This is a genomic window from Actinosynnema pretiosum (genome assembly GCF_002354875.1).
In the GTDB taxonomy this organism is placed as follows: domain Bacteria; phylum Actinomycetota; class Actinomycetes; order Mycobacteriales; family Pseudonocardiaceae; genus Actinosynnema; species Actinosynnema auranticum.
Window position 1 is genome coordinate 6320923 of record NZ_CP023445.1, and the last position, 13479, is coordinate 6334401.

The window sequence follows — 13479 nt, forward strand, 5'->3', positions numbered from 1 at the left end:
TCACCGCACCGAGCTGAGGAAGCCGTGGTGGGCCAGCTCCAGCGTCTCGACCGCGACCTTGGGCGAGTCGAGCGAGAGCTGCGGGCCGCTCCAGCGCACCGGGACGACGCCGGTGAGGGACCAGCTGGTGATGACGGAGCCCTCAAGGGTGCGGGCCTCGATGACGGCGGTCTTGCGCTTGATCCCGCCCGCCATGCCGGAGATCCACTTGAGGATCTTGGCGCTGTCCTTGGTGACCGGGCGGGAGAGCTTGACGTTGGAGTACTTGACGCGGGTGGGCAGCTGCCACACCATCCCGTTGTTGCCGCCCTCCTCGTGCTGCTCCATCGAGAACTCGACGCTCAGGCCGTCGCAGCTGGTGAACGATCCGAGGCTCTCGTCGTCGATGCGCACGACGAAGCAGACCGCCACCGCCTCATCCAGTTCGGCCACAGCCACTCCCTCGGTCGGGCGCTCTCGCGCGGTTCACGCTGGTGGTTCACGGTTCGGGTGGGTCGGGTTGCGCGGTCAGCGCGGGCGGTCAGCGCGGGCGGTCGGTGAGCGAGCCGCGGCGCTCGCGGTCGAGCCACAGCTCGGCCTTCAGGCGGCGCAGGAGGGGGTCGTAGAGCTTCTTGAGCAGCTCTTCCGGCTCGGGGGTCGGTGTGGCGGGCGGGGCCGAGGTGGTGGAGGCGCTGGCCGTCATCGGAGCGCTGGCGGCGGAGGGGTCGGTGGGCGCTTCCGGGTGACCGGGCGGCGGGGCGTTCGGGGTGGGAGGTGGTGCGGCCTGCGGTGGAACGGGCGGTTCACCGGGCGGCGGGTCGTAGAGCTCCCGCTGCACGGCGAAGTGGGGGTGGGCGGCGGAACCCGGTGGGGGCGCGGGGAAGGCCGGGGCGAGCGGGAGTGGTTGTGGCGCCGGGGCGTTCGGTGGCGCGGGGAGGACGGACTGCGCGACGGGACCCGGTGGGGGCGGGAACTCCGGTTGCGCGGGGAACCCCGGTTGCGCGGAGAAAGCCGGTTGCGAGGGGGAAGCCGACTGCGCTGCCGGGCTGAGCTGGACCGCCGGGCCGGATTGCACCGGGAGGCCGGTCTGCACCGGGAGTCTTTGCGGCGCACCGATTCCCGGTCGCGCGGCAAAACCCTGCTGGACCGGGAAAGCCTCCTGGGCGGAGAGAGCTTGCTGTGCGGGGGAACCCTGCTGCGGCGCGGTGTAGCCCTGCACCGCGAGGCCGGGCTGGTGCTGGTCCTCGCCGAGGGAGACGCCGAGGCTCTGCGCGATCTGCGGGTCGAGGCTCCACCCGGACGGCCCCACCGACCCGATCCCGCCGCCCAACGCCGCCATGTGACCGGCGCCAGCAGCCGAGGTGCCTCCGGCGCCAGCCGCCGAGGTGAGTCCGGCGGCAGGCGCCGAGGTGGAGCCGATGGCGCTCATCGAGGTGAGCCCGGCGATGCCAGTCGGGATGCGCGGGCCGGGCGCGGGAGCGCTCGGGGCGGCCAGGTCCCCCTGCACCGACCAGGTCGGCTGAGGTCCGGACACGGTGCTCTCGGCCTGGCGCTGGACGAACCGCTGCGGCAGTCCGGGCGCGAGCGACAGCACCGGAGCCTGCTCGAACCGCTGGACCGGCGCGGACGTCCCGCTCGGAACGCTCGGCGTGCTCGGCGCCACCGGGAGCTCAGCGGGAAGTCCGGCAGGAAGTTCGACGGCACGGGCAGCAGGCTGGTCGGCGGCCAGCGAGCGCTGCACGATCTCGGTCAACGACACCGGCCGCTCACCACCGGCCAACCGCTGCACAGCGGGCTGGACGACCTGCTGCGGCGTGGTCGGCGCGCTCGACGTGCTGGGAGCACCGGGAGCGGTGGGGGCGCTGGGACGGGCAGGGGTGGTGGAGGTCTGGATCGTCCTGGGCCGGCCGAGCCCCAGCGCCCGCGCCGTGCTCTTGCCCACGGTGGTGGTCGGGGCAGCGGGGGCAGGGACGACCGGGAGTTCCACCGACCTGGAAACCGTTGCGGGAACTCGGGAAACAGCATCGGGGGCGACTGCTCGCCGCACGACATCGCCGGTCAGCGGTTCGTCCCCGACGAGGCCGGCGCTGATCGGCCCGTCGCCGGTCGTCCCACCGCTGGTCGGCTCGACGCTGGTGATCCCACCGCTGGTCGGCCCGTCGCTGATCGGGCTGTCACCCACCGGAAGGCCGTTCGACGGCTGGCCGCTCACCGACTCCTCGGAAGGTGCGCTGCCAGCCTCGGGAAAACCCGGCATCACCGGCGTTTCGGCCGGTCGCTGCGCCAGCGGTTCCCCCAAGCCCGACCGGACCGCGCGCGGGGGTGCGGTGAACTGCCTGCTCACCGGGGCCGGGGGTGCTTCGGCGACCCGTTGGACGGCAGGTTCCGGAGTCGCGTTCGGGGTCTGCGGCGCCAGCGGGAGTGCTTGCGCCACAGGCTCGACGGGGTCGGTGGTGCGCGGTGACGCGGGCGTTTCCACGTCGATCGGAACGGGCCGGTCGACACCGAGCGTTCGGACGACCGGTTCCGGTTCGGCGCTCACCGGCTCCGGTGAGAGGGGCGGCGGTTCGGGCGTGACCGAGCGCTGCACAGCGGTTCCGCCGGCAGCGGTCGCGGCGCGAGTGGCAGTCCCACCGGTGGCAGCCGCGCTCTCGGCGAAGCCGCCACCGGTGAACCCGTCACCTGCCAAGCCCTCGGTGGCAGGTGAGGTCCCGACCGTCCCGCTCGCCGCACTCCCGACGCCCGCGGGAATCCCCCAGGGCCGCGAGAACACCACCCCCTCACGCGGTGGTTCCCCGATCACCCCCGAAGGCTCCGACTCCGCGACGAAGTGCCCGAGCGGGGCCAGGAACGCCGGGGAGCGCCAGGACGTCAACCCCCCGGTGAACGAGCTCACCGGGTTCACCAGCGGGTGCTCCGGCAGCGCCCGCTGGATCGGGGGCAGCCCGCGCCACTCGCCCCGCAGCACCGGACCGGCCTGCGCGGGGCCTGCGGCGCCGTCAGGTCCGGTCGGCGCCGGGGTTCGCTTGCGGAAGGGCCACACTTCGGGTCACCGCCTGGTGTTGATGCGGGCGATCTCGGCCGCGTACCGCAGCCGGTCGTGGTGCTCCAGGTCGAGGATCGAGTCCAGCGACCAGTGGAAGTGGTAGGCGACGTACGCGACCTCCTCGTGGAGCCGGTCGACCGCGTACGTCACGATTCCCCCAGGCGCCCGCCGGAGACGTCGACGGAGAACCCGTGGCCGCACGACGGGCAGGCCACGGCGGCTCGGGTGTGCCCCTCGCTGTTGATCCGCCGGTACATGTCCTGCAGGAACGCCAGGTCGGAGGCGAACAGGTTCTCCACGACCCCGGTGTGGACGTCGGTGATCGTCCCGAGCGAGACGACGACGCGCGCCAGCAGCACCACGGTCAGGTAGGCGGAGTTCTCCCGCACCCGGTCGTCGCGCAGCGGGACCAGCTCGTCGCGGGCGGTCGCCAGTCGCATGACGCCGCTCCTGTGGACCGTCCCGGACTCGTCCGCGTACCCGCGCGGCAGCTCGAAGGCGAACTCCGTGCGCATCGTCGCGGGCGAGTCCGGCGCGACCGCGGTCGTGGACCGGCGCACTACTCGACTTCCATCATCTCGTAGGTGACCACGAGCTTCTCGGTGAGCACGCTGGTGTCACCGGCCTTGAGCGAGCCGATCTCCAGGCTCTTGGGCCACGCGTTGGTCAGCTTGTAGCGCTTGATCGCGGTGCCCTCGTAGTCGTAGACGATGATCGCACCGCCCTTGCGGGCCGAGGTCATCTTGCCGAAGTGGGCGTCCTTGACCCACTTCTCGAAGCTGTTGTCGCCGGTGAGGCCGCGGGTGAGCGTGACCTCGCCCGCCTTGGGGCGGCCGGGCAGCTTCTTGATGACGTACTTGCCGTCGGCGGTGTTCTGCTTGAGCTCGATGACGTCCTGCTCCATCTTGAGCCCGGACACCTCGGAGATCTGCTTGATCGCGACGCCGTCGACCTCGAGGCCGAACGAGTGGCCGACGGACGTGTCGAGTTCGGGGAGTGCCATGACCTACCGCGCTTTCACTCGTTGACGAGGCTGGTGCCGCCGGAGAACTGCGCCAGGCGGAAGACGACGAACTCGGCGGGCTTCACCGGGGCGATGCCCACCTCGCACACGACCTGGCCGGCGTCGATCGCCTCGGCCGGGTTGGTCTCGCGGTCGCACTTGACGTAGAACGCCTCGTCGGGGGTGAGCCCGAACAGGGCGCCCTTGCGCCACTCGTTGACCAGGAACGCGCTGATGGTGCGGCGGATGCGGGCCCACAGGGCGTCGTCGTTCGGCTCGAACACGACCCACTGGGTGCCGCTGAGGATCGACTCCTCCAGGTAGTTGAAGAGCCTGCGCACGTTCAGGTAGCGCCACGCCGGGTCGGACGAGAGGGTCCGCGCGCCCCACACCCGGATGCCCCGGCCGGGGAACGAGCGGACGCAGTTGACGCCGATGGGGTTGAGCAGCTCCTGCTCGTTCTTGGTGAGCTGCGTCTGGAGCGCCACCGCGCCGCGCACGACCTCGTTGGCGGGGGCCTTGTGCACGCCGCGACCGGCGTCGGTGCGCGCCCACACGCCCGCCACGTGCCCGCTCGGCGGGACGAACAGGTGGTCGTCGCTGGCGGCGTCGAACACCTTGACCCACGGGTAGTACAGGGCCGCGTACTTCGAGTCGTAGCCCGCGACGTTCTGCCGCCACTCGCGGACCTGCTGCGGGGTCAGCGCGGGCGGCGGGTCCAGCACCGCCATGCGGTCGCCCATCTGCTCGCAGTGGGCGATCATGGCCAGCTGCACGGCCTTCACGCCCTCCAGCGAGATCTGGTCCCGCTGGTAGGCGCTCATCAGGTCGGGCACCGCGACCATGGTGATCTCGTCGATGGCCTCCAGGCCGCCGAAGCCGGTGCGGTCGGCGACGTCGCCCACGTAGTCGTCGGCGGCGACCTTGCCGGGCACGGCGGTCGGCGCGGACTCGTCGGCGCGCAGCGCGACGGCTCCCCGGTCGGCCTTGGCGGGCGGGTTCGCCAGCTCCTCGACGGTGATCAGGTTCGACTTCTCCCTGACCACGGTGACGACGTTCTCCTTGGTGCGCTTGGTCGTCACGTGGTGGGTCTCGACGACCTTGCCCGCGTCCTTGACCAGCAGGGTGAAGCGGTCCTCCGCGGGGTTCTCGCCCGCCGGGTCGGCGACCTCGACGGTGATGTCGCCCGCGCCGATCGCCTTGGCGGTGACCTTGTAGCCGCCGAGGACGCCGGTGGCGCCGGACGGCAGCGCGCCGTTGCCGGACGGGCCGCCGCCCGTGCCCGCGTCGTCGCGCTCGCCGCCGATGCGGACGACGTAGCAGTTGCCGCCGCCGTTGAGGAAGTAGCTGTAGACGGCCTGGCCGAGGTAGGTGCCCTCGACGAGGTCGCCGAAGGTCTGCGCGTACTGGGCCCAGTTCGACACCAGCGTCGGGGTGTTGAATGGCCCGCGCCCGGCGAACCCGACGAAGGCGGCCACGGCGGTGCCGACGCCCTCGATGGGGCGGGCGCCCGCCTCCACCTCCTCGACGTACACCCCCGGCGAGAGATAGGTGGGCATCCGTTGCCTCCCAAGTCGTGCGGATAACCGGCTGTGCTGGGGGAAATGCTGCTGCCACAGGGGGTTCGGTCGAAACGGCCTGGCGGCTGTGCCCGCGTGCGCGGATCACTGCCCAAAGGGGCGGCCGAGCGGCGCGCGGAGTTCCTTCCAGGGCAACGAGAACGCGGGGCGCCGGGGAGGGTCCCGCCCTCCCCGGCGCCCCGCGACAGCTCGGCGGGCGGACTACTCCTCGCCCTCGCCCTCCTCGCCCTCGCCCTCCTCGGCCGAGCGCTGCACCGACGCCGCGCCCGGCACGTGAGCCTGCGCCACGGGTTCCTCCGCCACGTCCTCGGCGGGCGCCTCCTCGACCCGCTGCACGGCGGGCTGCGCCACCAGCCGGTCCGCGTTGGCGCTCGCCTCGCGCTCGAACCGGTCCGACGGGTCGCTCAGCCGCACCCCGCCCCCGACGTCCGAGCCGTCCACCGGGCCGCTGCGCTGCTGCACCACGTGCGTCAGCTCGTGCGCCAGCACGTGCCGCCCCGCGGCGGAGCCGGGGTCGTAGCCGCCGCTCTGGAACACGATGTCCGACCCCACCGTGCAGGCCTGCGCGTTCACCGACCTGGCCGAGCTGTGCGCCGCGCCGTCCGTGTGCACCCGCACGTCCGCGAACGAGGTGCCGAACCGACCCTCCATGTCCGCGCGCACCCCGGCGTCCAGCGGCGCGCCGCGACCGGAGTTCACCACCTCGTGCACCGGCGACTCGGCCGGTCCCCCCTGCGCCTGCTCCTCCAGCGCCGACGCCACCCCGGCGTTGCCGACCGCCCGCTGCAACCCGAGGACCCCGCCCGCCCCCAGCACCTCCGGCCGCCCGGCCGCGACCGCCCGGCCGAGCAGGGCGTGGTCCTCGCGCTCGGCCCGCTCGCCCGGCGGCCGGGCGCAGCCGTCCTGCTCGTGGTCGTGCTCATGTCCGCGCACAGCGCCTCCCAGCGCTTCCCCGGCCCCGCCCCGAGCGGGTCCGCCGTCACTGCCCGAACGGGCGGACCAGCTCCAGGTAGCGCCCGAACTCGCGCTCCCCCACCAGCCTGCCCAGCTTGCGGTACTCGCGCGCCACCGCGCCGACCACCTCGCGCATCCCGACGACCCGGTCGCCCTCGGCCGCCAGGTACGCCGCCGTCACCGCCGCCGACCGGATGTGCCCGCCCGCCAGCTCGAACGCGCCCGCCAGGAAGTCCAGGTCCAGCTCGGCCCTGGGGGCGTGCGGGCCGAGGCAGTGGTCCCACAGCGCGCGCCGCTGCTCCCGGTCCGGCAGCGGGAAGTCCACGACCACGTCCAGGCGGCGGGTGAACGCCTCGTCCAGGTTCGCCCGCAGGTTCGTGGCCAGCACGGCGATCCCGTCGAAGGTCTCCATGCGCTGCAGCAGGTACGCGGACTCGATGTTGGCGTACCGGTCGTGCGCGTCGCGCACCTCCGAGCGCTTGCCGAAGATCGCGTCGGCCTCGTCGAACAGCAGCACGCCGTTGACCCCGGACGCCTCGGTGAAGATCCGCTCCAGGTTCTTCTCGGTCTCGCCCACGTACTTGTCGACGACGGTGGCCAGGTTGACCGTGTAGAGGTCAAGGCCCAGCGAGGCCGCGATCACCTCCGCCGACATGGTCTTGCCGGTGCCGGAGTCGCCCGCGAACAGCCCGGTCAGGCCGCGCCCGCGCCCGCCGCCCGGCCGCATCCGCCAGCGGTCGATCACCCGGTCCCGGTGCTCCGCCCGCGACGCCAGCTCCCTGAGCTGCCCCACGACCGGGCCGGGCAGCACCAGGTCGTCCCACGTCACGGCGGGCTCGACGCGCCGCGCCAACCGCTGCAGCCCGGCCGCGTTCTGGCTGCGGGCGCCCGCGCGCAGGTGCGCCACGGTGATGTCCTCGCCGTCGGCGAGCGCGGCCACCGACGCGGCCTCGGCGGCGCGCGCGATCTGGCCCGCGCCCAGCACGAAGTGCTCGGTGGCGGCGGCCGGGTCGACGCCGGGCGCGACCGGTCCGCGCAGCCCGGCGGCCCACAGCTCGGCGCGGGCGCCCACCGGCAGCGGGACGGCCTCGTGCAGCACCGGCGGATCGCCGCTCCAGCGCGGGTTCCAGGCGATCGGGCCGTGCACCGCCAGCGGCACGGCGGGGTGGCGCAGCGCGTCCAGCGCGGGCTCCTCGTCGACCGGCCCGAGCACGATCCCGGCGCCGCGCAGCACCGCCTCGCGCAGCACGGCGGCGCGCAGCGCGACCCGGTCCGGTTCGGCGGCGAGGCGCTCGGCGTCGACCTCCAGCACCGCGAACCCGGCTTCGAGCAGCGCCGCCGACGCGACCTCGCGACCACCGCCGCCGGGGCGCTCCCTCAGGTGGGCCAGGCGGATGCCGGCGCGCAGGCCGCGCACCAGGCGGTCCGCGCCGGGCAGCGGGACGGCCGGGCGGGCGAGGTCGTCGGCCACGCGCGCGAGTCCGGCGAGCGCCGGGTCGGGGCGGTCGTCGCCGAGCAGGTGGGCGACGACGCGGTCGAGCACGCGCAGCGACCTGGTCAGGAACGGGCGGTCGCGGTCCTCCACGACGAGCAGACCGGCGGTGAGCAGCGGCGCGGCCGGGTCGAGGCGGGCGCGACCGGCCGAGGTCCCCTCGGGGAGGCCGCACAGGCGCAGCGCGAGCCCGGTGGTGGCGCGGCGGCGGGTGACGTCGTCGTTGAGGTAGCCGTAGAACTGCTCGAACCTGCTGTCCACGTCCGGCGCGAGCGCGACGAGCAGCAGCTCGACGTCCACAGCGGACAGGGCGGCGGTCCGGGCCAGGCGGCCGAGGCGGCCGGGCGAGGCGGGGTCGTGGAACGGGGCGAACGCCTCGCGCGGGGTGGCGAGCAGCGAGTCGATGACCTCGTCGGACAGGTAGAGGCCCCGGAACGGGTCGTCGGGGGCGGGGTCGGTGGCGCGGCGGGCGGCGACGGCGTCGCGGATGCGCCGCTCCAGCGCGGCGAGTCGGGTGAACAGGTCCCCCGCGCCGACGAGACCCGTGACGCCCGCGGGACTCGTGGTGCTCACGCGACACCGTCGAGCGTGGTGTCGCCCAGGTCCACGCGCACGGTGCGCGCGGGCGGCGCGGCCGGGTAGGCGCGGCCGGTGTCGACCGGCGCGGACACCACGACGTCCAGCGACGGCTTCAGCTCGCCGCCGAGCGCGCTCCACACGTCGGCGAACGCGCGGTCCTCCGGCGGCGGCAGCGCGCAGGACATCGGCACCGGCAGCTCCAGCGCGGCCAGCGAGCCGGTGAGCAGCGAGGCGGGCAGGGACTCGTGCCGCAGCAGCCCCACCAGCAGGTCGGACAGCAGGCGGTGCTCGTCCTCGGTGCGCTGCACCCACGCCGTGACGAGGTAGGACAGCTTGACGTGGCGCGGCGGCAGGCGGCGGGACACGACCTGGCCGCGGTCGTCGTAGGAGTTGAGCATCCCGCGCTGGCGGCGGCGCAGGTCCTCGCGGATGTCGTAGAGGTAGACGTTGACCGTGGGCGCGTTGCGCCGCGCGGCCCAGTCCTTCGTCGGGGCCTCGAAGGCGACCTCGACGTCCGTGCCGCTCAGGGCGTGTTCCCTCACCAGGCGCCGCAGCGCCTCGTCCACCTCGTGGATCATCGCTCAACCATGCGCCGGGCGCGGGCGCGGCGGGAGCGGCGGCGCGGCGGACCTTGGGGCAGGGCGCGCTGCCCGGAGGGACGACGGCGGCTGCCCTCGTGGGCAGCGGTTCAGGGGGCTGGCAGGGGGGCGCGGGAGCGCTTCAGCTCAAGTGGCGCAAGGGATTCCCCGAATGCCGGGCTTCACCGGGCGACAGCTGCGCTGTTATGTTGCAACTGTCGCAATACATAGCCCTATCGTGTCATTGCCGAGTGGAATCCGCCGGGTGAACATAGCGCCATGCCAGGAAACGCCTACACGTCGGTGAAGTCGCGCACGGTCGCGGGCGCTCTGCGGACGTACCGCGAGCAGCACGGGCTGAGCTGCGAGGACGTCGCGAGCGTGCTCGGCGTGTCCTCCAGCAAGATCAGCCGGATGGAGACCGGCAAGAGCGGTCTGCAGGTCGAGGACGTCTCCGCGCTGCTGGGGTACTACAAGGTGCCCGGCGCCAGGCGCAGGGAGCTGCTGGACCTGATGCGGCGCGGCGAGGAGCTGGGCTGGTGGGAGCGGCAGGCCGGGCTGCCCAAGCTGTGGCGGGCGCTGATCGACTTCGAGAACAAGGCGACCGCGGTCCACAACTACGAGTCCATGGTCGTGCCGGGACTGGTCCAGACCGCGGAGTACACGCGGGCGCTGATCCGCTCGCTGGACCCGGCGCTGCCCGAGCACGAGCTGGACTCCCTGGTGACCACGCGGATGGCGCGCCAGGCGGTGCTGAACCGGGCGAGCGCACCGGAGTACCTGGCGGTGCTGCACGAGGCGGCGCTGCGCATCCGGGTCGGCGGCGACGGCGTGATGCGCAGGCAGCTGCGGCACCTGCTGGACGTGGCCGAGCGGTCGAACGTGGTGGTGCGCGTGACGCCGATGGGCGCGGGGGCGCACGTCGGGCTGTCGGGGGCGTTCACGCTGCTGGAGTTCGCGCACGAGCCCGCGGTGGTGTTCGTGGAGAACCAGTCGACGGGGCTGTTCCTGGACGGGGCGGCCGAGGTCGACGGGTACCGGCGGGCGTGGGGGCGGATCGTGGACGTGAGCCTGTCGCCTCGGGCGACGGCGGAGCTGCTGGCGGAGCTGGTGGAGGAGCGGCCGTGACGGACCTCGGCGGTGGCGGCGCGGGCCAGTGCGCGCGGTGGCGCAAGAGCAGCCGGAGCACGAACGTGGCGAACTGCGTGGAGCTGGCGCTGGCGGGCGCGGTGACGGCGGTCCGCGACTCGAAGAACCCGGCGGGCGCGGTGCTGCTGTTCCCCCGGCCGAGGTGGGCGGCTTTCCTGGCGGGGTGGCGGTAGGGCGGGCGCGGTCCCGGCGCTCCCCGCCGACCGACACCCCGACCGCACCCGGCCCAGGCGGTGGCGGGCAGCCGCCGCCCCCGCGACCGCCGCGTCGTGCGCCCCACCACCGAACCTCCCTCCCCTCCTCCTCGCCCGCCGTGGTGTAGACCGCCCACCCTCCGGGTATGCAGCGGTCCACAGCGACGAGGCGAAGGAGCGGACACCACATGGACGGGGTGGAGGTTCGCGTTTCCCTTGCCGCCCGACCCGCCAGCCTCCCCACGCTGCGCGCGATCGCGGCGCAGGTCGCACGATCCGCCGAGGCGACGCCGGAGCTGGCCGTCGACCTCGTCATCGCGGTCGACGAGGCCTGCTCCGCGCTGATCGCGCGCGCACGCGAACGAGCGACCCTCGCCTGCAGGTTCCACACCGACGGCACCTCTGTTCGGTTCCGCGCACACGTCGGCACCTCGGCCGTCACCGTTCCCGGCCATGACTCGTTGTACTGGCGAGTCGTCAGTTCGGTGACCGACGCAGTCACCAGTTGGGTGGACGGTGACGGCCTTCTGCACGTCGAGTTGAGGTGTCGGGGATGAGTGCGGTGGTGGACTTCCAGCCGTTGTTCCGCGAGTTGGCCGAGGCGCAGTCACGCGCTGAACGCCGCCAGGAGCTGCGGGACCAGCTGGTGACGGAGTACTTGCCGATCGCCTGGCACATCGCCGACCGGTTCGCCGAGCGCGGCGAGTCGGTGGAGGACCTGCGGCAGGTGGCCGCCGTGGGCCTGATCCACGCGGTGGACCGGTTCGACGTGCAGCGCGGCATCGACTTCCTCGCGTTCGCCGTCCCGACCATCACCGGCGAGGTGCGCCGCCACCTGCGCGACCAGGGGTGGGCGGTGCGGGTGCCGCGCAGGCTCAAGGAGCTGTGCCTGGCCATCGACGCCGCCCGCGTCGAGCTGGCCCGCGCGAGCGGTCGCACGCCGACGCCGAGCGAGGTCGCCCGGCACCTGAACCTCTCGCTCGCCGAGGTCTACGAGGGGCTGCACGCCACCTCTGCCAACCACATGGTCTCCCTGGAGGAGGTCGACTCCGACCACCGCCTCGGCGTCGACGACCCGGCCCTGGAAGTGGTCGAGCTGCACCACGCGCTTGATCCGATGCTTCGCGGGCTACCCAAGAGGGAGCGGAGGATCGTGCTGCTGCGGTTCTTCAAGAACATGACGCAGAGCCAGATCGCCGACTCGGTGGGCGTGTCGCAGATGCACGTGTCGCGCCTGCTCAGCCGGTCGCTCGCCCGCCTGCGGGACCTGCTCGACGAACGCTGAAACGAGGTGGCCACCATGAAGAGGCTCGACTGGCCGCGCCGAGCGGCACTGGCCCTCGGCGCCCTGCTTGTGCTGTGGGGCATCGCGGACCTGTTCGGACTGGGCGGTGGCCCGATCCCGAGCGTGGTGCACGCGGCGGCCGGGCTGGCCGTGGGGTTGTCCGCGGCGAACCGGGACTCGCTGCGCCGCACCGGGATCGCGGTCGGACTGCTGCACCTGGTGGCGTTCGCGCTGGGCGTCGAGGGCACGGGTGGCGCCTTCGACGCGGGCCCGGTCGGGAACTCGCTGAACCTGGTCGTCGGCCTGGCCTGCGTGGCGCTGGCCGTGGCGGGCGCGTGGAGCCAGCGGCGCGAGGCCGAGGAGAAGGGCGAGGACGGGCCCGGTGCGGGCGGTCGGCTGTCATTGGACGACCGCAGCGCCAAGGGCTCCCGGCACGCCCGGCGTTCGCTGCGCGCGCGCCGCGTTCGGCCCAACTCCCCCGCGCGCCTCTGAGGTCGCCTGATCCAGGGACGCGCGGGCGGATTGCCGCCGCACGACGAGGGGTACCACTGCTAGGACCGGTTCGAGCGGGAGGTAGAGAGCGATGCACACGGCTTCCCTGCGCGGCGTGGTCCGCGCCCGCGGCCCGTTCGTCTCGGTGTACTTCGACGCGGGCCACCACCCGGAGCTGCGCTGGCAGACCATGTGCGACCGGCTGGAGGCCGACGGCGCGGACCGGGCGCTCCTGGACGCGCTGGAGGACGCGGTGCTGGCCCGCCCGTCGCAGCCGGGCATGGCGGGCCGGGCGCTGATCGCCGCCGAGGGCCAGGTCGTGCTGGACCGGCACCTGCCGGTGCCGCCCGCGCGGACCGTGGAGCGGCGCGGCGACCTGCCGTACCTGCTGCCGCTGGTGGACCTGTCCGAGCCGCTGGTGCCGCACGTGGTGGTGCAGGTGGACGACCGGGGCGCGGACCTGCGCGGCGTGGACCCGTCCGGCCGCCCGGTCGCGGTGGCCACGGTCGGCGCCCGCTCCTCCGGCGCGGCGCCGGAGCTGGACGTGCTGGAGCTGGACGACGTGGCGCACGAGGCCGCGTCGCTGGTCGACCGGTTGCGCGCGGAGCTGCTGGTGCTGGCGGGCCCGATGGCCGCGCGCCGGGCGCTGCGCGTCGCGCTGCCCGACCGCTACCACCGCCTGGTGGTGGAGATGGAGGGCCCGGCGGACCCGGCGGTGCACCACCTGGCGGGCCGGGCGAACCGCAACGAGCGCCGCGCCGCCGTGGTGCGCTTCCGCGAGGAGTCGGCGCGGGTGGGCGGCCGGGCCCTGCAGGGGCTGGACGAGGTCATCGTGGCGCTGGAGCGGGGCGCGGTCGCGACGCTGCTGCTGACCGACCCGCTGGTGGGCGACCGGTTCGCGCCGGAGGGCCGGGCGGACGAGGTGCTGCCCGCGCTGGCGGTCGAGCACGACGTGGAGGTGGTCCTGGTCGGCGACGCGCTGCGGTTGACCGAGGACGTGGGCGCGCTGCTGAAGTAGCGCGGTTCCCCCGCCGGACCGCCCCGAATCCCGCTGTGGCGACGACCACAGCCGCGTCTTCCCCTCTCGAAGACGACACCTCGCTCACCTGCGCGAATCCGGCCGGACCACGGCCTTGCTGCTCCGAACG

15 protein-coding genes are annotated in these 13479 nt (G+C 73.9%); 6 read left to right on the forward strand and 9 right to left on the reverse strand.

Annotated features, from left to right (window positions below; all coding sequences use genetic code 11):
- The 9 genes from CNX65_RS26820 to CNX65_RS26860 form a co-directional block, all read right to left on the reverse strand.
- Complete coding sequence (locus CNX65_RS26820; RefSeq protein WP_096496237.1) at window positions 1-432, reverse strand: phage tail protein; 432 nt, start codon at window positions 430-432, stop codon at window positions 1-3.
- An 88-nt stretch (window positions 433-520) separates the two neighbouring features.
- Window positions 521-1966 (reverse strand): hypothetical protein, encoded by a 1446-nt coding sequence (locus tag CNX65_RS35770; protein WP_157767871.1) that lies wholly within the window; start codon window positions 1964-1966, stop codon window positions 521-523.
- A gap of 1062 nt (window positions 1967-3028) precedes the next feature.
- The gene (locus tag CNX65_RS26830; protein WP_015804092.1) at window positions 3029-3175 is read right to left on the reverse strand and encodes a DUF6760 family protein; all 147 of its coding nucleotides are present in this window, start codon (window positions 3173-3175) and stop codon (window positions 3029-3031) included.
- The gene (locus CNX65_RS26835) at window positions 3172-3540 is read right to left on the reverse strand and encodes a hypothetical protein (protein ID WP_218182475.1); all 369 of its coding nucleotides are present in this window, start codon (window positions 3538-3540) and stop codon (window positions 3172-3174) included. Before CNX65_RS26835 ends, CNX65_RS26830 begins: the two co-directional genes overlap by 4 nt.
- A 44-nt stretch (window positions 3541-3584) precedes the next feature.
- The gene (locus CNX65_RS26840; RefSeq protein WP_015804094.1) at window positions 3585-4028 is read right to left on the reverse strand and encodes a phage tail protein; all 444 of its coding nucleotides are present in this window, start codon (window positions 4026-4028) and stop codon (window positions 3585-3587) included.
- A gap of 14 nt (window positions 4029-4042) precedes the next feature.
- Window positions 4043-5587: a phage tail sheath family protein gene (locus CNX65_RS26845; protein ID WP_096496240.1), complete on the reverse strand. Its 1545-nt coding sequence runs from the start codon at window positions 5585-5587 to the stop codon at window positions 4043-4045.
- Between the two features lie 222 nt (window positions 5588-5809).
- A complete protein-coding gene (locus CNX65_RS26850) occupies window positions 5810-6541 on the reverse strand; it encodes an eCIS core domain-containing protein (RefSeq protein ID WP_096496241.1) in 732 nt (243 codons plus the stop codon).
- A gap of 46 nt (window positions 6542-6587) precedes the next feature.
- Window positions 6588-8627 (reverse strand): ATP-binding protein, encoded by a 2040-nt coding sequence (locus CNX65_RS26855; protein ID WP_096496242.1) that lies wholly within the window; start codon window positions 8625-8627, stop codon window positions 6588-6590.
- Window positions 8624-9211 (reverse strand): DUF4255 domain-containing protein, encoded by a 588-nt coding sequence (locus CNX65_RS26860; protein ID WP_096496243.1) that lies wholly within the window; start codon window positions 9209-9211, stop codon window positions 8624-8626. The genes CNX65_RS26855 and CNX65_RS26860 overlap by 4 nt, the downstream gene beginning before the upstream one ends.
- Window positions 9212-9490: 279 nt before the next feature.
- Between CNX65_RS26860 and CNX65_RS26865 the strand changes: the two genes are divergently transcribed.
- From CNX65_RS26865 to CNX65_RS26890, 6 genes are all read left to right on the forward strand, one after another.
- Window positions 9491-10339, forward strand: a complete 849-nt coding sequence (locus tag CNX65_RS26865) for a helix-turn-helix domain-containing protein (protein WP_096496244.1) — start codon at window positions 9491-9493, stop codon at window positions 10337-10339.
- On the forward strand, window positions 10336-10533 hold the full coding sequence (locus CNX65_RS26870; RefSeq protein WP_096496245.1) for a DUF397 domain-containing protein: 198 nt from the start codon (window positions 10336-10338) through the stop codon (window positions 10531-10533). The genes CNX65_RS26865 and CNX65_RS26870 overlap by 4 nt, the downstream gene beginning before the upstream one ends.
- A 209-nt stretch (window positions 10534-10742) precedes the next feature.
- The gene (locus CNX65_RS26875; RefSeq protein WP_015804102.1) at window positions 10743-11111 is read left to right on the forward strand and encodes an ATP-binding protein; all 369 of its coding nucleotides are present in this window, start codon (window positions 10743-10745) and stop codon (window positions 11109-11111) included.
- The gene (locus tag CNX65_RS26880; RefSeq protein ID WP_096496246.1) at window positions 11108-11839 is read left to right on the forward strand and encodes a SigB/SigF/SigG family RNA polymerase sigma factor; all 732 of its coding nucleotides are present in this window, start codon (window positions 11108-11110) and stop codon (window positions 11837-11839) included. Before CNX65_RS26875 ends, CNX65_RS26880 begins: the two co-directional genes overlap by 4 nt.
- 15 nt (window positions 11840-11854) lie before the next feature.
- On the forward strand, window positions 11855-12331 hold the full coding sequence (locus CNX65_RS26885; RefSeq protein ID WP_096496247.1) for a hypothetical protein: 477 nt from the start codon (window positions 11855-11857) through the stop codon (window positions 12329-12331).
- A 91-nt stretch (window positions 12332-12422) separates the two neighbouring features.
- The gene (locus CNX65_RS26890; protein WP_096496248.1) at window positions 12423-13349 is read left to right on the forward strand and encodes a baeRF2 domain-containing protein; all 927 of its coding nucleotides are present in this window, start codon (window positions 12423-12425) and stop codon (window positions 13347-13349) included.
- Window positions 13350-13479: the final 130 nt, after the last annotated feature.

Bases quoted from the DNA above. Each gene is read 5' to 3' on its own strand.
- CNX65_RS26835 (WP_218182475.1), bottom strand. From the start codon at position 3,540: ATGCGCACGGAGTTCGCCTTCGAGCTGCCGCGCGGGTACGCGGACGAG.
- CNX65_RS26840 (WP_015804094.1), bottom strand. From the start codon at position 4,028: ATGGCACTCCCCGAACTCGACACGTCCGTCGGCCACTCGTTCGGCCTC.
- CNX65_RS26845 (WP_096496240.1), bottom strand. From the start codon at position 5,587: ATGCCCACCTATCTCTCGCCGGGGGTGTACGTCGAGGAGGTGGAGGCG.
- CNX65_RS26860 (WP_096496243.1), bottom strand. From the start codon at position 9,211: ATGATCCACGAGGTGGACGAGGCGCTGCGGCGCCTGGTGAGGGAACAC.
- CNX65_RS26865 (WP_096496244.1), top strand. From the start codon at position 9,491: ATGCCAGGAAACGCCTACACGTCGGTGAAGTCGCGCACGGTCGCGGGC.
- CNX65_RS26875 (WP_015804102.1), top strand. From the start codon at position 10,743: ATGGACGGGGTGGAGGTTCGCGTTTCCCTTGCCGCCCGACCCGCCAGC.
- CNX65_RS26880 (WP_096496246.1), top strand. From the start codon at position 11,108: ATGAGTGCGGTGGTGGACTTCCAGCCGTTGTTCCGCGAGTTGGCCGAG.
- CNX65_RS26885 (WP_096496247.1), top strand. From the start codon at position 11,855: ATGAAGAGGCTCGACTGGCCGCGCCGAGCGGCACTGGCCCTCGGCGCC.
- CNX65_RS26890 (WP_096496248.1), top strand. From the start codon at position 12,423: ATGCACACGGCTTCCCTGCGCGGCGTGGTCCGCGCCCGCGGCCCGTTC.